Genomic DNA, 20,396 nt, shown 5'->3' on the forward strand with positions numbered 1-20,396 from the left:
CAGCCTGATAACTTCCCACGAAGCGATGTCTTCGAAGAAATTCACGACCGGGGTGGTAGAAACCGGGCGACGCGTGTTCTCCACACCGCCAATCCGAGGCGTTATCGACCGTCTCGGCTTGCAATCGACACTCTCACGGATGTACTGGCAGTTGCTCTTTCGTACCAGCGGCGGGACACACACGCAGCGTGCGGGTGGAGTCAGCACCACCTTTCACGCGTCGAACGCGGACGACTTCCGCCATTACAGTACGCTCGTCGACGAGCGCCCCGTTCTGGCGGATCTGCTCTCGCGGTTGCAACCAGATGACGTGTTCTACGACGTCGGCGCGTACATCGGGAGCTACACCTGTCTCGCCGCGGCGGCGCTCTCCGACGGACAGGTCGTCACCTTCGAACCGCGAGAGGAGAAGGCCGTTTGTATCGAAACGAACCTCTCACGGAACGGCTTGCAGGCCGATGTGCGACGAGAAGCGCTCTCGGACGAAGCGGGTGAAGCGACGTTTTCCACCGACGGCGTCGCACAGCTTTCGGAGACCGGAACCGAGCATGTGACGCTCAAAAACGGCGACGAGTTGGTCGAGCGAGGAGAAGTACCGCCACCGACAGTGGTAAAGATCGATGTCGAAGGAGCCGAACTCGACGCGATTCGTGGTCTTTCGGAGACGCTCTCACGGCCGGACTGTCGGGTGGTGTACTGTGAGGTTCATCCATCGTTCCTCGGTCAGTACGGAGCAGACGAGGAAGCGGTCATGACGGCGCTGGAAAACTGTGGATTCGCGATAGAAACGATACACGACCGTGGCGAGGAGTATTTCATCCGGGCGGAAAAGTAGTTCCGAATCCGACAGCAGTTAGCACTACCACTCGACGGTTCATCGACGACAAGGGGAGAAAGAGAAGACAGGCGTCGCGGCGTGGTGCTCAGATGAGCATTCCGCGCTTTTCCAGATCGGAAAGCGTGACGACTTCGACGTTGCTCTGTTTGATGTACTTCAGGATTTCCTCGAACTTCTTCTCCGAGAAGCCGTCTCCACCGATTTGGTGGAAGAGGAGCGGCGACAACTGCTTGTACTTCGCCGCGTAGTCGATCGACCGCTTAGTCAACTTCATATCGCTATCGCCGTACATCCGCGAGACGATGGTATCCTTCTTGATGACCGGAAGCGCGTTCGGCGATGCACCGAACGATAGCGTCGCGTCGAAGTGTTTCTGGGCGAGTTCGAACGTGTTCGGCCCGACGACGTTCTTCGGGACGGCCATGTACTTGTGGCCCTCGTACCCGTACTGCTTGAGCCAGCTTTTGGCGTCTGTCATGAGCTTTTCCTGCTCTTTCGCCGACCGCTGATCCATCGGCGTCTTCTGCGTGTTCGGGTGGGCGACCATGTCCCATCCGTCCTCGGCCATCTTGCGCATCTGACCCTGCGTGAGGAATCCGTCGTCGTAGACGGCGTCGGTGATGATGGCGTCGACGCCGGGGAAGCCGTACTCCTTCATCATCTTGTACGCCTTCGTGTACTGTGATTTCAGCCCGTCGTCGAAGGTGAGCATCACCATTCCCTTCTTGGGTGCGGGCACGGTTTTCAGGTCGTCCACGTAGAACTCGATCGGCTTGCTCGTGTTGGGGTCGTTCGGACGGCCGATGATGCGCATCTGATACACCTTCGAGAGGTCAACGCTCTTTTGCCGCTGAGCGCTCGTCACACCGAGGTTGACGCGAACCCACTTGCCTTTCGGTCCGTAGAGCGTTCGCTTCATCTCCACGACGTGGCCACGGTCAGGAGCGTACAGCTGGACGGCGACCTTCACGTAGTCGTGCGAAGTGCACTTGAACGCAAGAGAGATATTCTTGTTGCTGAAGTCCGCAGGCTGACTGCCGAAGTTCGCACGGAAGATCTTCCCTTCTTTCGTCTTTTTGCTACCGACGACGTGGGCCGATTGCGAACCTTCGTACTTCTGTTTCGTACTCTTTTTCAGCGTCCCCTGTCGGTCGACGGCGCTCCATGGGCCAAGCTTTTCGAAGCTCTCGAACGTCTGTGGGCCGCTCTGCTGATCCCCATCGTTGTTGCCGCCACCACCGTTGTCGGTGGTCGTGGAGGTAGTTCCCTTGCCATCGGTACCGTCGGGAGTCTTCGTGTCACCCTTACCGGGGTCGATAATACCCGAACAACCAGCGAGACCGAGAGTACCGGCCGCACCGACCGTCGTCAGGAACGTACGTCGTGTCTGTCGTTTCATCGCTACTTGATCAAACCAGACATAGGTATTTTCTTATATGGCGCTTAAGAGCCGGATGTAAATTATTATACATGTGTGAAAATAGCGCAGGACAGACCGTTTACAACGTTTCCAACAGAGGGAAAACGGGGAGGGAGTGAACTAGAAGGCAGATAATTAATATGTTCGGTCGGTTGGGAAATTTTGATGGCGTCAGACAGGCGAAATCGAAACGCAACGACTCGTAGAACTTATCTCAAGCTAACTGGTGCAATTGCGGCATCGTCCGCGGTTATGGGTTCTGCTGCTGCAAACCATTCGGATTACGAAGACGACTATGACACAGTCATCGACGTAACCGAAGTGGGGGCAGACAACGATGGGGATGAATCTGTCACACCCGTACTTCGAGAACACGCAGACGACGACACGCTCCTTTACTTCCCGCCGGGGCGGTACTACATGGACGAGCAGTTCCGCTTCACCGGCTTCAACAACTTTGGCATGGTCGGCCACGATGCGGAACTCGTTCCTGCGAACTACCACGACTTCGACCACGACGGCGACGGAAACTACCGTCTTTTCCGAATGGGTGTAAAATACGACCCGGGCACCGACCTTCGTATCGAAGGTTTCACCGTCGACCAGACGGCCGACGACACGGGTATTCGTGTCATCGAAGCCGAAGTCGACGACGGGCTCATCGTTCGAGATATCGAAATACTCGGGCGACACGACAGCGGGACGTTCGGACCGGGACGATTCGTTATCACCGACCCCGACGGCGAGGGACTCGTCGAACGATTCGAAGCACCCAATGGCGCGGATTGGTCAGGCGACACGCCGAGTGACTCCCTCTGGCGTGGACCGACGGGAATCCTCTGTAACGATTACAACGAAGGAACGATGACGTTCCGTGACTGCATCCTCGGAAGCTTCCCGGACAACGGCCTCTACGCCGCCAACGGTTCCGGCTCCATCCAAATCGAGGGAGGTCGCTTCCAGAACAGCACGGGTGCGAACGTTCGACTCGGTGGCAACAGCAGCTACATCGAAGACGCGACCATCATCGTCGATCAACAAGACCCCCACGGCATCGGTCAGCGAGGGCTCCGCATGGAGGAAGGGAATGTTCTCGTCGCTCGAAACGTCGACTTCCAGACCAACGTCGAGGAAAGTCCAGCCATCTGGGTCACGAACGGTGCGGAATACTGTTACATTATCGACTCGACCGTCACGGTTCGGACGGACAATCCGACGGCCGCGATTTCCATCCGTTCATCCGCGGGACAGACCCGCGTCAAACACACCCAGGTCAAACACGAAAGCGGCGGCGGCCCGGCTATCAAAATCAAAGACGGCGACCAGCCGGTCTACCTCGAAGACGTTACCGTCACGGGTGAAGCACCGACGAACGGCACTCGAAGTGCCATTCACAACAACCGTGATGACTGCGAGTTCCGTAGCGTAAACGTCGACCACGGTGGTGGATGGGGTCGACGTGCGCTGTCGAACTACGGGAACAACGTCCTCATTTACGAAGGCAACTTCGTTTCCGAAGACCACCCAATCGAGGACGGTGGCAGCGGAACGTGGATAGAAGGCATCTCCGCTCGGTCGCGTCGTGGTAACGTCGGTCTCTTGCTCAAGGACGACGCAGAAGATATCTACGTCAAGAAGAGCCACATCGAAAACGGCATCGACGACCGTAGTTCCGACGGATACGACGGTTGGGGCAACGACTTCTAATCTCGACCTGATTTTACTCGGTTCCTGCTATTGCGACGACCCATTAGCCCTGCGACCGGATAGCGCGAATGTGGTAGGCGTCCGACCGTTCGCTGAGTCGTTCGATATCGAACCCGTGGTCGCGAAGATATGCCTCGATTTCCTCGGTGGACGTTCCGTACTCCTTGCTCAACTCGTGGTGGAGTTCTACGTAGACGATACGAACGTCAGAAAGTCGCTCGCCGAACCCTTCGAGCACCCGTAGTTCTGCGCCCTCGACGTCGATTTTGAGGATATCCGGTGCGGGGTATGTCTTCTCGTCAACCAACGTCTCACCTCTGGACACGTCAATTTCGAGCTCGCCGTCCGCGGAAAGAGAGTGTTTTCCCTCGCCGTAGTTTTGACTTTCCACTGCAAGCGTTCCAGAGCCGTTCTCGTTCGAAAGCGCGAGTTTGGCGACACGCCACCTATCCGCCGGAAGGTTCGCCGAAAGGTTGTGTCGAAGGCGAACCGCGTTTGTCGGCATGGGCTCGAACGCGATGACCATGCCGCTGCGCAGGGATTTGCCCACGAAGCAGGTGTGCGTACCGATATTGGCACCGATATCGTACACCACATCCGACTCCTTAACGTCGGCGAGCAACGATTCGACGACGGCGCGTTCGCCGACGAGTGATGTGGCGCGCTGATACTCAGTTCGGGTATCTGCGGCGAACTTGACGGTGTGACCGCCGACTGTCACAGTTGCAGACCAAAGATGAAGCGCGAGCTTGGCGTTCCAGTAGATGGTCGCGAGCACTGGCGCGACACCGACCTGTTTACAGAAATTCCACAGGTGGCTTCGAGCGGCCCGGCGCTCCAAATCAAGCATATGAGAAATCTCAGGAGGCGAGCCATAAATATATATCACGGATAAGCTTCGAGAGCAAGGGAATCGAAACCGACTTAGCAGATCCATAACAAAGCCCGCAAGGATAAAATTCCGGGACGAGACCGCAGTGTACCGGTCGTCGATAGGGGAAATGAAGTTCGTTACTGAAAGGTGTAAATGTCAATAGTTTATAACTACAACAGCGATTAGTAGCAACGCTCATCCACCCGTTCGCTCGAACCCCGACGGCCGCTGTCCGACACGAAAACGCCGACAAACGCAACCGGTTCGAAATCGCGGAACACGGATGATGCGCTCCGCATCGACGCTGAAACTCGGCAAACATGTCCAAACAGACAAGCGAACCCCGGCCCCGACGATTCGGACATACCGTGAGACGGGAGACGGACGACGCCTGCTTGGACGAGCGCGTGTAATCGGACGAACGTCCCAGTAGGACGAAATCGGAGAACACGACCGAGGGAAGCAAAGCGGGGTGATTACCGGTGCTGTTGGAAAGCGAGCACTGTTTCAGATGTTCCTAAACACAATCTTCCTGATGTTATACTGTGTATAGTTAACCGCCATAGACACGATAGCTGGAAACAGAGCCAACCGTGACACGAGCGAGACCAACTGATGTGAGACGGAATCGGCGGACGACCAGATGCCGCCGTGGCACGGGACGACCTCCCATCGGTGGCGAGTGAGGTGTGTGTGAACGATGAATAAAGAAATATTCGGCGTCTTCGGCGACCGGGACGAGTTCGAGCGGTTCCGCTCCGACAGAGAGTTCGACGATATCGTTACGAGCGACGTTGCAACGGTCGGTATTCGAGACACCGGACTAGGAATTCCGGGACGAAGTGCTTCCTATTCCGGAGAGCTCGGTTCGTGTGTCATCTGGGGAGAAGCATACCCCAACAAGCGTGGCTGGTCGGAACCTGCTCGCTGGTTGCTTGAACAGTATGCGGAAAAAGGAAAAGACTCCATCAAGGCGCTCAACGGGTCGTATCTCGCGTTTATCGAATACGAGGGCGATACGGTCGTTCTCACCGACCCGATTCGGTCGTGGGAGTGTTTCTACACGGACGACCCCGGTGTTCGGGTGTTCGGTTCCGATGCGGCGGAAATCGCTAAAACGATCAGTAATCCGACGATGCGCAGGCAGTCGGTCGGCGAGTTCCTCCACATGGGCGTCGTCCTCGGAAACAAGACGCTGTTTCACGAACTTCATCGCACGTCCTTCGACGGCTATCTGACGCCGGACGAAGTCGACGAACTCGACCGGTTCGTTTACAACGAGCAGGACATGGATTACGCGAGCGAGCTCGCAGACCGAATGCAGCGAGCGATTCGGCGGCGTTCGCGCCAACCTGGCAAGAAAGGGCTGCTCCTGTCGGCGGGGTACGACTCGCGGACGCTGTTGTCGCAGTTCCCCGAAATCGAGCACTGCTACACGGTCGGAATGCCCGATGCCCAGGAAGTAAAAGTCGCTCGACGACTGGCCAAACAGTACGGGGTCGACCACACGACGTTGGTGACGAACGACCGCTACATCATGCCCGGTGAACAGAAAGTCAGGGACACAAACGGCATCAAGGAATCCATCCACATCCACCACGCAGGCTACAACAACGACATCGAGGTGGATACGATGTACCACGGACTCCTGTTCGACACCCTCCTGCGTGGCTTCGGCCACAAACGGAGCGAGTTCAAACTGTTCGGCAAGACGCTGCCGCTGAAGCGGATGGAGACCGAACCCGACCCAACCGAGGCGTCGCTCGACAACTTCGGCTACCTGCCCGACAAGAGCCGAATCGTCGCCGAGCAGTACACGGACAATTCGGATGCGGCGGGAGAGTTCGTCCGTGACGCGATCGCGAATGAGTTCGACCGGTGCTGGAGTCGCACTGACTCCGTGCAGAACGCACTCTCGCTGTTCAGCATCAGCAACCAGCCGACGATTCCGTTCCGGACACACCTCGCGGACAACTACCTCGAATCGTTCATCGCGGCGGATACGGAGTTGTTGGAGTGGCACCTTCAGACGCCGCCGGAGTACCGAACCACGGCGACGTTTATCCGTGCGATTCGGCAGTTGGACGAAGGGTTGTTCCGTCACCGGCCACCCGACCGACCGTACATGTCCACGCTCCTCTCGGAAATGGAGCGGTTCGTACGGCGAAAGCTCCCGTTCGTCAAGAACTTCGAACCGGCGTGGCCCGACCGTCAGCAGGTGTACGACCGGTACAACTTAGACCAGCGACTGTTCCCGGAGCACGAGTCGATTCATGAACTGCCATCGCGGCACAAACTCCGCATCAACGACATGGTCGGCTGGGTCGCTCAGTGTTCGGAAACCGCGGTCAACCCGACCGACGTGCTCCATTTGCCGACTGAGGACGGTGGAGCCGACGAAATTCGCTCCGAAAACTGATTAGGAGCCGTATAATAAAACCCGTTTCACGCTACTTGGATTACAATGAGTACGAATAGCCGCTGGTGGTTCGCAGACCTCGTGCTGGCCCTCATACTGGCCGGTATCGGAGGGTATGCGGCGTATGCTGGACTCGGTGGGCGAACGCGTGTCGCGCTCGTGCTCCCGCTCGTCGTCTTTCTGCCAGGATACGTTTTTATCTCAGCACTCTTTCCGGAAGGTGGACAGAACGGCGCTCGAGCGTTCGGAGACGACGAAGACGGTGCTGCGTACGCGGTCGGTGGCCCTGAACGAGTCGGCCTCGCCGTCACGGTGAGCGTTGCCGTCGTTCCCATGGTCGCCGCAGTTGCAAACTTCACGCCGTGGGGAATCCGACTGCGACCGATTCTGGTAGGAATCCTCGCGTTCACCGCGTTCTTTACGCTCATCGCGCTCGCCCGTCGATGGCGTGTTTCTCCAGAACGACGGTATTCGCCCGGTCTACCGGGGCTCCTGTTCGGTTCGACGGGGCGGCATTCGAGTAGCACGACGACGACGGTGCTGAACGTCGGCATCGTGATCAGTTTTCTTCTAGTCGCATCCACGGTCGGCTTCGCGATGCTCAACCCGCCGCAGGGAGAGCAGTTCACCGAGTTCTACGTCGAAGGGCAGAAAATCGACAGCAGCTCGAACACGCTATATCAGCCGAACCTCGGTGACGGAGTAACCGTCAACGTCGGCAATCGCGAGGGAGAGCGAACCAAGTACACCGTCGTGGCGGTGCTCGAACGCGTCGAGGACGGGAGCATAACGGAACAGAACAAATTCGACGAACAACAGGTAACGGTGCGATCCGGACGGACGAAGAAGGTGACACTCGAAGGCGACCAGTCCATTTCCGGCGACAACGTTCGGGTTCGACTGTTCCTCTACAAGGGCGATGCATCCGGGAATCCATATCACTCCATGCGGTTTTGGCTTTCATCGCAAAGCCCGCCACCACAAGAGGGAAACTCGGATAACGGAGACAACAGTGCAGGCGAAAGCGGAGACGGCAACAGCGACGACAACGGTGGCAACGACAACGGTGGCAACGACAACAGCGACGAGGGCGAGCAGACGACCCAGCCGCCGGAAACCAGCACGACGACCACGACTTCGACACCATCGGGTACGACGCAGACGACCCAGCCGCCGGAAACCAGCACGACGACCACGACTTCGACACCATCGGGTACGACGCAGACGACCAGCACATCGGGGACGTCAACGACCGGGACGACGCAAACGACCCAAGCCGGTAGTACGACCACGACGACCACGACCGACGACGGCGGTTTCCCATAATGGGGACAAACTAAGCGGGAACAGTAGCCAGATATCGGAACTGTTCGTCGCTGGATTTCGTCGGTCTACTGCCGGACGCTACGATTTGAGCCGGTCGTAAACACCAATCGCGTCGAGGCGGAAAGTTACCCGCAACAGAAAGGTCGAAAGATGTCGAGCGAGGTTCGGAACTCAGTTTTCACTCGTACTGCGAGCAGACACGTCGGACACCCTCTTTGAAGCTGATTTTGGGTTTCCAGCCGGTCGCATGCTTGAACTTGGTCACGTCGGCTTTCGTGTCGTGGACGTACACGTCCTCCGAGATGGGGTTCTCGATGTATTCGGGTTCCACGTCGGTTCCCAGTTCACGGTTGATGTACTCGACGATCGTGTTGAAATCGTAGCTTCGACCCGTTCCGAGGTTGTAGACGCCCGTCAGCTCGTTCTCGGCAGCGAGCACCAATCCACGGACGATGTCGGAGACGTGCGTGAAATCACGGGTCTGTTTTCCGTCGCCGTAGATTTCCGGTGAGCGACCGTTCGCGATGTCATCGGCGAACTGCGCGATGATGTTGTCGAATTCGCCTTTGTGCTCTTCCGCACCGCCGTAGCCCTGGTACACGGAGAAAAAGCGCATTCCAGCCATGTTCATATCGTAATGGTTGGCGAAATATTCGGCGTACCGTTCGCGGGCGAGCTTCGACGCTTCATATCCCGTTCGGGCTTTGATATCCATGTACTCGGGCAATGGTTCCGTTCGACTGCCGTAGATGGACGACGTCGAAGCGTAGACTACGGTGTCACAGCCGTCGTTTCGGGCCTGCTCGACCGTGTTGACGAAATCCCCTACGTTGACCCGGGCACCCTTCGCTGGGTTTTCCTCGTGCATCGCGTACGATGAGAGCGCCGCAAGGTGGAACACGACATCCACGTCGGTCGGGAGGTCGTCGTCGAGAACGCTTCCGTCGTGGAACTCGACGGCGTCATCGAGATTCTCGGCTGTCCCCAGATAGCCATCGTCCACCGCTACGACATCGTTGTCTTCGGCGAGGCGGTTGGCGAGGTTCGACCCGATAAAACCGGCACCATCGGTGACGAGCACGCGCTGTCCTTGCATAACTTACCGTCCGATTGACAAGAGAAAAGAGTTTATATCGATTGGTTGGCACACATCGTCACGTCACCGTTCGTGTAGAGCACGCTCTGATCGGGACGACAGACCTGTTTTCTCGGGACGGTTCGGCGGACGGGGACGCTCGCATTTTCCGTCTCGTTAACGAGGCGGTACTGCGGCGCACCAGTGGTCTGGTAGGTGCGGTAGACGGTAATCGGGTGGTCTGTCGGCCCATCGTTGACCGAGATGTTGAACGCGTCCGCCGGATACGCCCCGGTTCTGCTGAACACCGTCTGATACGGGTGGTCGGTTCGAAGCACCTGTCGCGGAAGGATGTTCGAGGAGTCCGGCGACCCGGTCATCGTCGAGATGGTGTTGACGGCTGCCACCTCCTGATTGGTGTAGGTCAGTCGCTCCTGTTCTTGTGGGAACACGGGACTGTCGAGCGTTCCGTGGCTGGACATCACCATCACGCTCGGATAGATGAGCGCGACGACGAGCAAGGCGGCAACCACGACGTTCCGGTTGAGGTTGTGGACGAGGTAGGCCACGCCCATCGCGGCAAGGATGGCCATCGGCGCGTAGAGGAACGCGAACCACCGTTGCGGGATGAAGTTACGGATACCGAACAGCGGCAGTCCGAGCGTGAATCCGGTCATTACGACGGTGGCGAACAACAGGGTGAACACCGAATGCGAGATGCGCTTGCGCCGCAGGACGTACAAACAGCCGACGATAGTGAGCCCGAACAACACGAGGAATCCCATCGTGTCGATGTACGTCGCCACTTTCTCCGTGAACGTCGGCGACGGGAGCGGGATGCCTGCGGCGTTGTTGCTGGCGAGTTCCAAGATTCCAGCACTCGACCGCAAGGTCTCCCCGAGGTACGACAACACGGTTTCGAGGAACGAGTCCCCGTTGTACGGGGTGAACGACCACATGAACGTGATGAGGCCGATGTCGAACGCCAACAGTCCCGCAAGGTTGACCGGTTCTATCTTGCGGTAGACCCCCGGTCTCCGTGCCGTCGACGACCGGAAGAGGTTGAGTCGCAAGGCGAACTGCGCGGCCAGTCCCGAAAACAGGACGACGAGCATAATGAACGTCGAAACCTGGTGTGTCAGGATGATGGCCACGGAGAGGAACACGAGGAGACCGAAGTCCCGCGCGTTGTACTCCAACCGCATGATACGCAGGAGTGCGTACAGGATGGCGAGGAAAAACAGCAGGCCGTGACTCGTCGGGATGACGTGGATACCCCACTCGATAACGTAGTCGCCGATCGAGTACAGCATCGCCGCGAAAACCGCCCAGCGCACTGGAATCAACAGTTTCGTCGCTCCGTAGACAAACAGGATTACCATCGGCATCGCCACGCCGACGGAGAGATACAGCGCGTTCCGAAGCGACACGTCGTACAGCATCGACGAGGATGCGACCAGCAGATGGTACAGCGGTGCTGCGATGTGTTTGTTCCCGTCCATCGCAGCCAACGAGTGTTCGTTGAGCACGCCTTGCGCCAACTGCGTCATGTGCGTCCAGATGTCGATACCGATGTACGACGGCGTGGTATACACCGCCATGAATCGAATGACGAACGCGAGGACAAGTATCTGCGTGAGCAGGAGGCTCGGGAGGAAGTCGTCGTCGTCGGTGAACAGAATTTGAAGGAAAATGAACGTCCCTGCGACACCAGAAAGGGCGTGAAAGAGCAGAGAGCGCTCTCCTGAATACAGTGCGACGGCGACCATCGCGGCTGTCGTCACGAAGACGATACTTGGAAGTAACTGCGCCACCGGCCGCGAAAAGGCCGGGAACATATCCATCTCCTCGTGGTCGTTCCGAACCGCGAGGAGATAGAGACCACATCCCAGTCCGAGGACGATTGGAATCGTCTGAATGTAGATCTGGGAGGCGAAAAATCGCAGTGGGAACAGTCCCAGCGCGATTACGAAGCCGATAATCGCGGCATCCACGTCGAACCGTCGTTGTTGGAGCCACCCAGACACTCGTCCAAACATACTATCGCCTCCGTCTATCGAGTCGTGATTCCGTCATACTAGTTAAACCTCCGCACCAGATTTGCGGGCCTGTCCGCTCGCTTGTCGGGGACGGCCCGTAACCGCGCGCAAAATTACATCGGTCGTGTCGACTTTGTCGGTCAGCAGTCGTTCGCGACGGTTCTCCCAATCCTCGTCGCCTTCGAGAATCGAGACCGCTTTGTCGAGCGCCAGCGCGTGACGATCCTCGCCTTGATAGTTGAACAGCAGACCGTACCGCTCGTCAAGTTCGTCCGTATAGCCCATCGTGAGCGTGTTGACGTAGATAGCCGGCGTGCCAAGGACGGCGCTCTCGGCAGCCATCGTCGCGCCTTCGCCGACGAAAAGGTCGGCGTACGAAAGCAGGTCGTGCATTCGATGCGGTTCGACTGTCGCCCGTCGCGATTCGAGTTCCGATGGAAGCGAGCGTTCGGAGGTGATGAGCACCTCCGCGCCAGCATCCTCGAGTTGCTCAACGACGTCACGCACATCGCCGAATCCGCCCTGCCCAACGTCGTGGGACGCGCCCCATTCGATGAGTCTGAGGACGACGAACGTGTCATCGGGGTCGAGTCCGAGGTCGGAAACGACGGTTGGGTCGGGTGTGAACCGTTCGGGGTGCAGATACGCGAGTTCGTGATAGCCGGGGTAGCGTACCTGCTTCGGCCCGATGCTTCGCTTGTAGCAGTCGGGCGTGTAGACGGAGTCAGCGAACGGGAACGCGAGGTTTTGGATGAGTTTCGCATGCTCTGTGTCGTAGAAGACGACGCTCCGCGCGCCGACGACTTTTGCGACGTGTGCCGCCGCGACGCCGCCGATTGCGGTTATTACGTCCGGCTTCAGCTGTACTGCTCTGCGAAGCAGGCGTGCCTCGTAGGTCGCCTGCACCCGCGCCAACTGCGAGAGTCCGGACGCGGTGCCAGCCAGCACTTCATGTGCGATATCGTATCGCTGGAGCAGTTCCACAGCCATCTCCTTTTCACGAGCGAAGACGTGCACGTCGTGGCCATCGTCCGCCAGTTCCGCAATCGTATTGCGGAAGAAGTGAACGTGGGCTGGATGCTGAATTGTAACGAAAAATCTCATCGGTTTTCCCTCCTGTCGAGGACGATACCGGCGATGATGCCGACGAAACCCAGCGTGAGTGATGTGAGCGACTTCCGTGCGTCGTCGCTCTCCGACCCAGTGAGGGCGGAGCCGACCGCTCGGAGTCCGTGAACGACGCCAGCCAGCGCGCCGAGGATACCGAGCACGTAGGCGATTCCCAGTGGGTGGGCGCGATAGCGCGACCCGAGTCGCCAAAGGAAGTTGCCAAGCAGCATGAGCGACACTTTCGGGATGTAGTCGCCGTACTCGATGCTACTTTCTTCCTCGCCGTAGGTCGCGGGCATATCCACGTCTGCGACCCGCATTCCCGCCACGTTCAGCTTCACGAGGATGTCGTTGCAGTAGCCGTAATACTCGTACATCCCTTCGAGGTCGATGCCTTCCAGTGCTGATAGCGAGATGGCGGTGTAGCCGTTCTGTGGGTCGGTTACGTCCCAGTAGCCGCTAGCGACTCTCGTCAGCCCGGTCAGCAACCAGTTACCGAGCAGGCGAAAGCGCGGCATCGCGCTTCGAAAGTCCGGATTCGACAGTCGGTTACCCTTCGTGTAATCGGCCTCACCAGCCACGATGGGGTCGAGGAAGCGCGTCATCATCCCAGGGTTCATCTGCCCGTCTGCATCGATGGTGACCGTCACGTCGATTTCGTCATCGCGGGCGGCCAGATAGCCGGTTTTGATCGCGCCGCCGGCACCACGGTTCTGTTCGTGGCGAATAGCGACGACCCGGCCGTCGGTGTCGTCACTCACGCCAGCGCGCGGCGCACGCTCGACTGCGGCGTGCGTGCGAATCTCGTCCCATGTATCGTCGGTCGAGGCGTCGTCTATAGCGTAGACGCGGTCTACGAAGTCGGGAAGCGAATCGAGGACATCGCCGACGAACCCTTCTTCGTTGTACGCGGGCACGACGACGCCTATCGTGTGCCCCTCGTACATCCTACACCCTCCGATACGAAAATCCGGCTGAAGAAACCTTGTCACCGTCGAACGCGCCGGTTACGTCGATGAAGGCTGGGCTCTCATTCATCTGGCTCGCAATCGCCTCCAAGTCGAGGTCGTAGAACTCGTGATGGGGCGTGGCGAGGATGATGCCGTCGAAGCCCTCGAAGGAGAACTCCTCGTCCTCCTGCACCGAGATGTCGAACTGGTCGCGCATCAGGTCGTTGTCCCCGTGTGGGTCGTAGCCGATCGTCTCGATGTCGTACTCGTGGAGCTGTCGGATGATACCGTCCACTTTCGAGGTGCGGATGTCGGCCACATCTGGCTTGTACGTCAGCCCGAGGACGAGGACGCGACTGTCGCGGAGCGTCTTGCCCGCACGGTTCAGTTCCTTTATCATCATGTTGGAGACGTGCGCGGGCATCGCCTCGTTCACGTTCCGGCTCTGTTCGATGAGGTTCGGTGCGTAGCCCGACTGCTTGGAGCGGTGGATGAAGAAGTACGGGTCAACAGGGATGCAGTGACCGCCAACGAGGCCGGGACGGTAGTTGTGGAAGTTCCACTTCGTGCCCGAGGCTTCGAGCACCGCGCGCGTGTCGATGTCCATATCCATGCCGTCGAAGGCCATCGCCAGCTCGTTCACGAGGGCGATGTTCAGGTCACGCTGAACGTTCTCGACGACTTTACTCGCCTCCGCGACTTCCATCGACGCGGCCTTGTGAACGCCCGCGTCGATGACCGTCTCGTACAGGTCTGCGATATCGTCGCGAACCTCGTCGTTCATGCCGCCGACGACTTTGACCACGTCGCGTAGTCCGTGTTCCGGGTCGCCCGGCGTCGCGCGCTCGGGTGAGTAGCCGACGTAGAAGTCCTCGCCGCAGGTCAATCCGGACGCCGCTTCGAGTGCGGGGACGAGCACTTCGCGGGTCGCACCCGGGTAGACGGTCGATTCGAGGACGACCGTCGTTCCCGGCGAAATGTGTTCGCCCACGGTTCGCCCGGCGCTCTCGACGAAGTCGAGGTTGGGTTGCTGGTTCTGGTCGACGGGCGTCGGAACCGTAATCATCACGTAGTCCGCGTTGGTGATTTCCGCGGGGTCGGTCGTGTACGCGATTTCGCTTCCGGCGATGGTGTCATCGCCGAGGTCGCCCGTCGTGTCGGTGCCACTTCGAAGGGTTTCGACTTTTCCATCGTCGATGTCGAAGCCGACGACGTTGTACCCTTCCTGGTCGAATCCGACCGCCAACGGGAGTCCAACGTAACCAAGACCGACAACACAAATCGTCGCGTCTCGACTGTCTTTCACGTCGCTTTCCTCAGTTCCGGCATACTCCGGCTGGCTGTCGATGTCTCCTATCGTCGAGTTCATGGGTGATGGTCCTCCGTCGTTCGCTCTTCGGTGCCGTTCTGGCGGCACCGAAGCGACCGGTAGCAGGGTGTTCGGAGGTGTGTAGCCCTCTTCGTCCGGTCGGACGCGAGCCTCACTTCAGTCCATGAAACCCTGTAGGCTTTATTATACAGTGGCTAAGCCCTTCGCACCCGAAAACCCGTGTTTTGCCGGGTTTTTTCGTGGTAAATAACCACACGCGGGAGCTACGTACTAATGGGGAGAAATCTAACATATCTATTACGCGCACGTGACACAGTCGTTACACAGTATTCGGGTGTCTGTCAACAGCGGTAGGAGTACACATTCTATATAGTATGAAAATACATGCGGGTGGAAAATCACCATACTGCGGAGAGTTGAACTCGGCACAACGGTACGAAAGGTGAGAAAACTGGGAAGAACAATACGGGAAATTGGTTGCAACATCCGGGAGGAGGTTCCTGCTTTATTATCCATCCCCGTAACTCACAAAACATGAGCACGACGACACAACAGGTAGGGGAACAATCCCAGACGACCACGGAGACGACCGTAGATTTGAGCGAAGATCAGATTTATCATCTCCTTCAAAACGAACGACGACGCAACGTCCTGCGATATCTACACGATGCGGACGAGAAAGTGTCGATGCGCGATATTGCCGAACAGGTCGCCGCGTGGGAAAACAACACTACAGTACAAGCCCTGTCCTCCAGCGAGCGCCAGCGCGTGTACATTCCACTCTATCAGTCCCACCTGCCGAAACTCGACGAGGAAGGAGTTATCGAATACGACCAGAGTCGCGGGACGGTTCGGAAGACTTCGTACACGGAAACACTGTACAGCTACCTCGAACCGGCGCAGTCGAGTGTTGACGAGGAAGACAAAAACGAAGACGAAGCGACCCGCTGGGAGCGATACTACCTCGGCGCATCAGGTGTCGGTGCGACCATTCTTGCAGGAACGACCCTGGGCGTCGCTCCTTTCGCGCTCGTGCCGCAGAGCGCCCTCGGCATCCTCATTCTCGGAATGTTTTGGACACTGACTGTTGGTCAACGATTCGCGTAATTCTGCTGCATAGCGGGTTGATAAATGGCACTGAATACTGTCTTAGTTCCCAACTAATCCCATAGCATCAATAATATAACATTGGTTGTATATCGGGTATCTGTGCAGTTGATGAACTGATTCGTCGCAGTCATCGCGGTCAATCCTGTTTAAATCCAAAAGATATATACAATAGAAATTCAACCCCAAAGGAAAAATACTCGTCACTGAGATACCAAACACAGGACGGTTCACTCTCTAAAACCGGCAGTCCGACCTCGAAAAGAACATGACAAACAGGATAGCAGTAATAGTATGCACGTGCTTACTTCTGTTCGCCACCGTGACGCCCGCGGTTGTGGCCACGCCACCGTCGGGTAACCAACTCGTCATTCAAAACGTCACGTACGAGGGAGCAGGCGTCGTTGAGACTGGCGAGAACGTCACGTATCTCTGGCAGTCAGAATCACATAGCTTGAGCGTGATCATCTATGCTGGAAACCGCTCGGGTGACCACGAGGTCTGCACGAACTTCAAAGCACCCAGCAACAACACGACGAACACGGTCGCATGTCGAGACGTATCGCTCTCGCCAAACACGGTACAACGTGTCAATTTCAGTTTCGGTGGCGTACCGCAAAACGTGAACGGACAGCAAACCGCCATCATTAGCGTCGAAAACGGCGGTTCGGTTCTCTCAGAGAAGTCGGTTCCCGTCTATGCGATGGTAAAATCGGGGGACGAAGACGGAGACCAGCTGACGAATCAAGAGGAAGTCGAACTCGGAACGAACGTCACCAGTGAGGACACTGACAAGGACGGGCTCAAAGACCGCGCTGAAGTCGTGGATTACGAGACGAACGCCACGAACCCCGACACCGACGCCGACGGACTCCGGGATGCCGAGGAGAGAAACGCAGGGACGAATCCGAACCGACCAGACACGGACGCCGACGGATTGGACGATGGAAGGGAACAAGAACTCAGAACGAATGCGAGCGCCGTGGATACTGACGACGACGGCCTAACCGACGTTGCAGAGTTAAACGGCGACCCGAAAACTGACCCGACCAACAACGACACCGACGGTGACGGCATCAACGACGCCGACGAACTCGGCGCGAAAACCGACCCGACGGAATCCGATACCGATGGGGACGGACTCGACGATGGAGAGGAAAAAGAACACGAAACCGACCCAACGAAAGCGGATACAGACGGTGACGGTTTGAACGACGCGAAAGAAATCGAAGTCGGAACGAACCCACACGACAGCGACACCGACGATGACGGTCTCGACGACGGGTTTGAACACCAGTTCGGGACGAATCCGAAGAGTCCGGTCATCGCGGGTGGGTTGTATATCGTCCTGCTAAGTCTGCTCATCGGCGGTGCAGTGCTGTTCCAGCGCAACGGGACGAACTGGGTATCGGAACTGCTCGACAGCACCGACCGACAGGAGCAGAAGCCGAAATTGACACAAACCAATGAGGTGGTGACCGATGCAGACCGCGTCCTCGAACTGCTGCGCGAGAACGGCGGCCGACTTCCACAGGGCGAAATCATCCAAAAAACCGGGTGGTCGAAGTCGAAAGTGAGTCGACTACTCTCCAAAATGGAAGACAAACAGCAAGTCAGCAAAATAAACATCGGTCGAAAGAACATCGTTATCCTCTATGGACAAGAACCCGGAAATATGGGCAGTTCGTCGGAATGAAAAGAATAGAAACAGGTAGAGATCCGGTTTTTCTTAAATTCAGTGCGACACCGAATCGTCTTTTTGATGCTTGAAATACATTTAAACACAATGAAACAGTGCTGAGAGGTCACGCATTTGGTTTACAGCCCTGCTAAGCTCCCCCCTTAATCAGTCTATAGTAATGGGGTTAGGGTGAAATGTCGGTGATAAGAGCCAGCCGTCGTCTCGGCAATCGAGGCGGCGTGGCTATAGGACACACCCATATGAACCACCCAACTGTCAACGAACGTGCGACGGCTCGTTCCGGAACGGCTCGCTTCGCAGCGAGGCGAACCGTCCCAAAGGCACAGTACGAGCAGTCCGCAGTTCAAACGGAGGAGACGTAGATGTGTGGAATCATCGCCCGTATCGGCGACGGTGATGCTATCACGAAACTCGTCACGGGACTCGAAAACTTGGAGTACCGAGGCTACGACTCGGCCGGAGTCGCAGTGCAGAATGGCTCCGGAATCTCGGTCTACAAGCGCTCCGGCCAGATTTCGGAGCTGAAAGACACCATCGTCGGGAACGTTCCAAAGGGGAACGTCGGCATCGGTCACACTCGCTGGAGCACCCACGGCCCACCGACCGACGAGAACGCGCATCCCCACACGAGTGAGACCGAGAACGTCGCCGTCGTTCACAACGGTATCATCGAGAACTACGTCGAACTCAAGGAATGGCTCGAATCGAAGGGCCACGAGTTTACGAGTGATACCGACACCGAGGTTATTCCACACCTCTTCGAACACCATCTCGAAGAAGAGGCCACTATCGAGGACGCGTTCCGAAAGACCATCCGCGAACTGGAAGGAAGCTATGCAGTCGCCGCGATGGTGGATGGCGTCCACTCTATCTACGCGGCGCGGCAAGGTTCGCCGCTCATCCTCGGTCTGGATAACGACGAGTACTACCTCGCGAGCGACGTGCCAGCCTTCCTTGACCACACCGACAGAGTGGTATACTTCGAAGATGGCGATGTCGCCATCCTCGAACCGAACGGCGTCACGATGACTGACCTCGATGGAAACATGATCAACCGCGACGTCGAGCACATCGACTGGGACCCCGAAGACGCCGGAAAGGGTGGCTACGAGCATTACATGCTCAAGGAGATCAACACCCAACCGAACGCCCTCGCCAACACCATCGAAGGTCGCGTGCAGGACGGCGAAATCAACCTCGAAGACTTCCCAGCGGGGACGTTCAGTGGTATCGACGACGTTCACTTCGTCGCCTGTGGAACTTCGTACCACGCCGCCCTCTACGGCCAACAACTGCTCAACCGAGCAGGAATTCGAGCACAGGCGTTCCGCGCCAGCGAGTACGTCGATTCCAATCCCGGCCCAGTGTCGGAGAACACGCTCGTTATCGCCGTCACGCAGAGCGGTGAGACGGCGGACACGCTCGGCGCGCTCAGACAAGCCAAATCGCGGGGCGCTCGCGCCGTTACGGTAACGAACGTAATGGGTTCGACGGCGGCCCGCGAAGTCGACGACGCACTGTTCATTCGGGCCGGACCGGAAATCGGTGTCGCCGCGACGAAGACATTCTCTTCGCAGGCAGTGACACTCTCCATGCTCGCTATCCGTCTCGCGGAGGACATCGAGACCGCAACCCCGCCGGAGGACAAAGGAGAACTCCTCCGTGAGCTGGAAGCGCTGCCGCAGAACGTCGAGAAGGTGCTCGAGTCCACGGAGGCGAAACGAATCGCCAGCCGATACACCGGAAGCCAGTCGTTCTTCTTCATCGGCAGAGGGCTGAACAACGCCGTCGCGAAGGAAGGCGCACTGAAGTTCAAAGAGATCACCTACGAACACGCAGAAGGGTTCGCTTCCGGCGAACTGAAACACGGTCCGCTGGCGCTCGTAACGCCAGATACGCCGATATTTGCACTGTTCAACGGTGAGAACGACCAGAAGACGCTTCAAAACGCGGAAGAGGCACAGGCCCGCGGTGCACCCATCGTCGCAGTGGCGAACGCAAACCACCCGTCAGCGGATATCGCGGATTCGTTCCTCGAAATCCCCGACACGCATCCCGTGTGGTCGGGACTACTGGCAAACGTCCAACTGCAGTTGGTGTCCTATCACGCCGCCCGAAACCTCGGACGGCCCATCGACAAGCCACGGAATCTGGCGAAAAGCGTGACGGTCGAATAAGCGAGACCGTGACTGTCGAATAACCGGCATGGGTGGTCGCCGGGTGTGTTTTTACGGGAGAGAGTATTTTCGAAGATGACGCGCGTGAAACAGCGCGAGCGTCGCGAACCCCACGGCAGTGAGAAGGGCGATGGAGAGAACATGCGTGCTGTCGAGATGCCACATCGCGACCGTTCCGGCAGTGCTCGCGGCACCGAGACTAAGATATCGGGTGCTCCAATCGAGACCAGTCATCGTCTGCCGGTGGTCCAGAGCGGATTTTATTATCTGGGGGCTAAATCCGCAATCGTTTCGGGTATGATAACTCATTATAGAATACATA

The 20,396-nt window shown here is 57.7% G+C and carries 17 protein-coding genes; 9 read left to right on the forward strand and 8 right to left on the reverse strand.

The window, feature by feature from the left end:
- The first annotated feature begins 25 nt into the window (after positions 1–25).
- Positions 26–835, forward strand: coding sequence for an FkbM family methyltransferase (locus tag ACN2TU_RS26305; RefSeq protein ID WP_435159754.1), 810 nt, complete (start codon positions 26–28; stop codon positions 833–835).
- 88 nt (positions 836–923) lie between these two features.
- Here the strand turns inward: ACN2TU_RS26305 and ACN2TU_RS26310 are convergent, their stop codons facing one another.
- Positions 924–2,237, reverse strand: coding sequence for a polysaccharide deacetylase family protein (locus tag ACN2TU_RS26310; protein ID WP_435159755.1), 1,314 nt, complete (start codon positions 2,235–2,237; stop codon positions 924–926).
- Positions 2,238–2,423: 186 nt separating this feature from the next.
- Between ACN2TU_RS26310 and ACN2TU_RS26315 the strand changes: the two genes are divergently transcribed.
- A complete protein-coding gene (locus ACN2TU_RS26315) occupies positions 2,424–3,965 on the forward strand; it encodes a hypothetical protein (protein WP_435159756.1) in 1,542 nt (513 codons plus the stop codon).
- 43 nt (positions 3,966–4,008) lie between these two features.
- Here the strand turns inward: ACN2TU_RS26315 and ACN2TU_RS26320 are convergent, their stop codons facing one another.
- Entirely contained in the window at positions 4,009–4,815 is an 807-nt protein-coding gene (locus ACN2TU_RS26320; RefSeq protein ID WP_435159757.1) for an FkbM family methyltransferase, read from the reverse strand.
- Between the two features lie 307 nt (positions 4,816–5,122).
- Here ACN2TU_RS26320 and ACN2TU_RS26325 point away from each other — a divergent pair, with 307 nt between their 5' ends.
- The 3 genes from ACN2TU_RS26325 to ACN2TU_RS26335 all read left to right on the forward strand — a co-directional run bounded on the left by ACN2TU_RS26325 (position 5,123) and on the right by ACN2TU_RS26335 (position 8,584).
- The gene (locus ACN2TU_RS26325) at positions 5,123–5,272 is read left to right on the forward strand and encodes a hypothetical protein (RefSeq protein ID WP_435159758.1); all 150 of its coding nucleotides are present in this window, start codon (positions 5,123–5,125) and stop codon (positions 5,270–5,272) included.
- 267 nt (positions 5,273–5,539) lie between these two features.
- Positions 5,540–7,258: an asparagine synthase-related protein gene (locus ACN2TU_RS26330; RefSeq protein WP_435159759.1), complete on the forward strand. Its 1,719-nt coding sequence runs from the start codon at positions 5,540–5,542 to the stop codon at positions 7,256–7,258.
- 45 nt (positions 7,259–7,303) lie between these two features.
- Positions 7,304–8,584, forward strand: a complete 1,281-nt coding sequence (locus ACN2TU_RS26335; RefSeq protein ID WP_435159760.1) for a DUF1616 domain-containing protein — start codon at positions 7,304–7,306, stop codon at positions 8,582–8,584.
- Between the two features lie 178 nt (positions 8,585–8,762).
- Here the strand turns inward: ACN2TU_RS26335 and ACN2TU_RS26340 are convergent, their stop codons facing one another.
- Genes ACN2TU_RS26340 through ACN2TU_RS26360 form a run of 5 tightly spaced genes read right to left on the reverse strand, consistent with a single transcriptional unit; the run spans position 8,763 to position 15,127 of the window.
- A complete protein-coding gene (locus ACN2TU_RS26340; protein ID WP_435159761.1) occupies positions 8,763–9,680 on the reverse strand; it encodes an NAD-dependent epimerase/dehydratase family protein in 918 nt (305 codons plus the stop codon).
- 32 nt (positions 9,681–9,712) lie between these two features.
- Positions 9,713–11,698 (reverse strand): hypothetical protein, encoded by a 1,986-nt coding sequence (locus ACN2TU_RS26345; protein ID WP_435159762.1) that lies wholly within the window; start codon positions 11,696–11,698, stop codon positions 9,713–9,715.
- Positions 11,699–11,740: 42 nt separating this feature from the next.
- Entirely contained in the window at positions 11,741–12,802 is a 1,062-nt protein-coding gene (locus ACN2TU_RS26350; RefSeq protein ID WP_435159763.1) for a DUF354 domain-containing protein, read from the reverse strand.
- On the reverse strand, positions 12,799–13,755 hold the full coding sequence (locus ACN2TU_RS26355; RefSeq protein WP_435159764.1) for a glycosyltransferase family 2 protein: 957 nt from the start codon (positions 13,753–13,755) through the stop codon (positions 12,799–12,801). The genes ACN2TU_RS26350 and ACN2TU_RS26355 overlap by 4 nt, the downstream gene beginning before the upstream one ends.
- 1 nt (position 13,756) lies before the next feature.
- Positions 13,757–15,127 carry a nucleotide sugar dehydrogenase gene (locus ACN2TU_RS26360; RefSeq protein WP_435159765.1) on the reverse strand — a complete coding sequence of 457 codons (1,371 nt, stop codon included), beginning with the start codon at positions 15,125–15,127 and terminating at the stop codon, positions 13,757–13,759.
- 495 nt (positions 15,128–15,622) lie between these two features.
- Here ACN2TU_RS26360 and ACN2TU_RS26365 point away from each other — a divergent pair, with 495 nt between their 5' ends.
- The 4 genes from ACN2TU_RS26365 to glmS all read left to right on the forward strand — a co-directional run bounded on the left by ACN2TU_RS26365 (position 15,623) and on the right by glmS (position 20,074).
- Positions 15,623–16,195 carry a DUF7344 domain-containing protein gene (locus ACN2TU_RS26365; RefSeq protein WP_435159766.1) on the forward strand — a complete coding sequence of 191 codons (573 nt, stop codon included), beginning with the start codon at positions 15,623–15,625 and terminating at the stop codon, positions 16,193–16,195.
- A gap of 322 nt (positions 16,196–16,517) precedes the next feature.
- The gene (locus tag ACN2TU_RS26370; protein WP_435159767.1) at positions 16,518–17,891 is read left to right on the forward strand and encodes a helix-turn-helix transcriptional regulator; all 1,374 of its coding nucleotides are present in this window, start codon (positions 16,518–16,520) and stop codon (positions 17,889–17,891) included.
- A 245-nt stretch (positions 17,892–18,136) separates the two neighbouring features.
- Entirely contained in the window at positions 18,137–18,259 is a 123-nt protein-coding gene (locus ACN2TU_RS26375; RefSeq protein WP_435159768.1) for a hypothetical protein, read from the forward strand.
- Complete coding sequence (gene glmS / locus ACN2TU_RS26380; RefSeq protein WP_435159769.1) at positions 18,260–20,074, forward strand: glutamine--fructose-6-phosphate transaminase (isomerizing); 1,815 nt, start codon at positions 18,260–18,262, stop codon at positions 20,072–20,074. It abuts the gene before it with no gap.
- Between the two features lie 51 nt (positions 20,075–20,125).
- On the opposite strand, the gene ACN2TU_RS26385 is transcribed toward glmS, so the two are convergent.
- Positions 20,126–20,308, reverse strand: coding sequence for a hypothetical protein (locus tag ACN2TU_RS26385; RefSeq protein ID WP_435159770.1), 183 nt, complete (start codon positions 20,306–20,308; stop codon positions 20,126–20,128).
- Positions 20,309–20,396: the final 88 nt, after the last annotated feature.

The sequence above is a fragment of the Haladaptatus marinus genome (genome assembly GCF_051194195.1).

Coding starts and splice junctions, on each gene's coding strand:
- ACN2TU_RS26305 (WP_435159754.1), top strand. CDS start 26: ATGTCTTCGAAGAAATTCACGACCGGGGTGGTAGAAACCGGGCGACGC.
- ACN2TU_RS26310 (WP_435159755.1), bottom strand. CDS start 2,237: ATGAAACGACAGACACGACGTACGTTCCTGACGACGGTCGGTGCGGCC.
- ACN2TU_RS26315 (WP_435159756.1), top strand. CDS start 2,424: ATGGCGTCAGACAGGCGAAATCGAAACGCAACGACTCGTAGAACTTAT.
- ACN2TU_RS26320 (WP_435159757.1), bottom strand. CDS start 4,815: ATGCTTGATTTGGAGCGCCGGGCCGCTCGAAGCCACCTGTGGAATTTC.
- ACN2TU_RS26325 (WP_435159758.1), top strand. CDS start 5,123: ATGATGCGCTCCGCATCGACGCTGAAACTCGGCAAACATGTCCAAACA.
- ACN2TU_RS26330 (WP_435159759.1), top strand. CDS start 5,540: ATGAATAAAGAAATATTCGGCGTCTTCGGCGACCGGGACGAGTTCGAG.
- ACN2TU_RS26335 (WP_435159760.1), top strand. CDS start 7,304: ATGAGTACGAATAGCCGCTGGTGGTTCGCAGACCTCGTGCTGGCCCTC.
- ACN2TU_RS26340 (WP_435159761.1), bottom strand. CDS start 9,680: ATGCAAGGACAGCGCGTGCTCGTCACCGATGGTGCCGGTTTTATCGGG.
- ACN2TU_RS26345 (WP_435159762.1), bottom strand. CDS start 11,698: ATGTTTGGACGAGTGTCTGGGTGGCTCCAACAACGACGGTTCGACGTG.
- ACN2TU_RS26350 (WP_435159763.1), bottom strand. CDS start 12,802: ATGAGATTTTTCGTTACAATTCAGCATCCAGCCCACGTTCACTTCTTC.
- ACN2TU_RS26355 (WP_435159764.1), bottom strand. CDS start 13,755: ATGTACGAGGGGCACACGATAGGCGTCGTCGTGCCCGCGTACAACGAA.
- ACN2TU_RS26360 (WP_435159765.1), bottom strand. CDS start 15,127: ATGAACTCGACGATAGGAGACATCGACAGCCAGCCGGAGTATGCCGGA.
- ACN2TU_RS26365 (WP_435159766.1), top strand. CDS start 15,623: ATGAGCACGACGACACAACAGGTAGGGGAACAATCCCAGACGACCACG.
- ACN2TU_RS26375 (WP_435159768.1), top strand. CDS start 18,137: ATGAACCACCCAACTGTCAACGAACGTGCGACGGCTCGTTCCGGAACG.
- glmS (WP_435159769.1), top strand. CDS start 18,260: ATGTGTGGAATCATCGCCCGTATCGGCGACGGTGATGCTATCACGAAA.
- ACN2TU_RS26385 (WP_435159770.1), bottom strand. CDS start 20,308: ATGACTGGTCTCGATTGGAGCACCCGATATCTTAGTCTCGGTGCCGCG.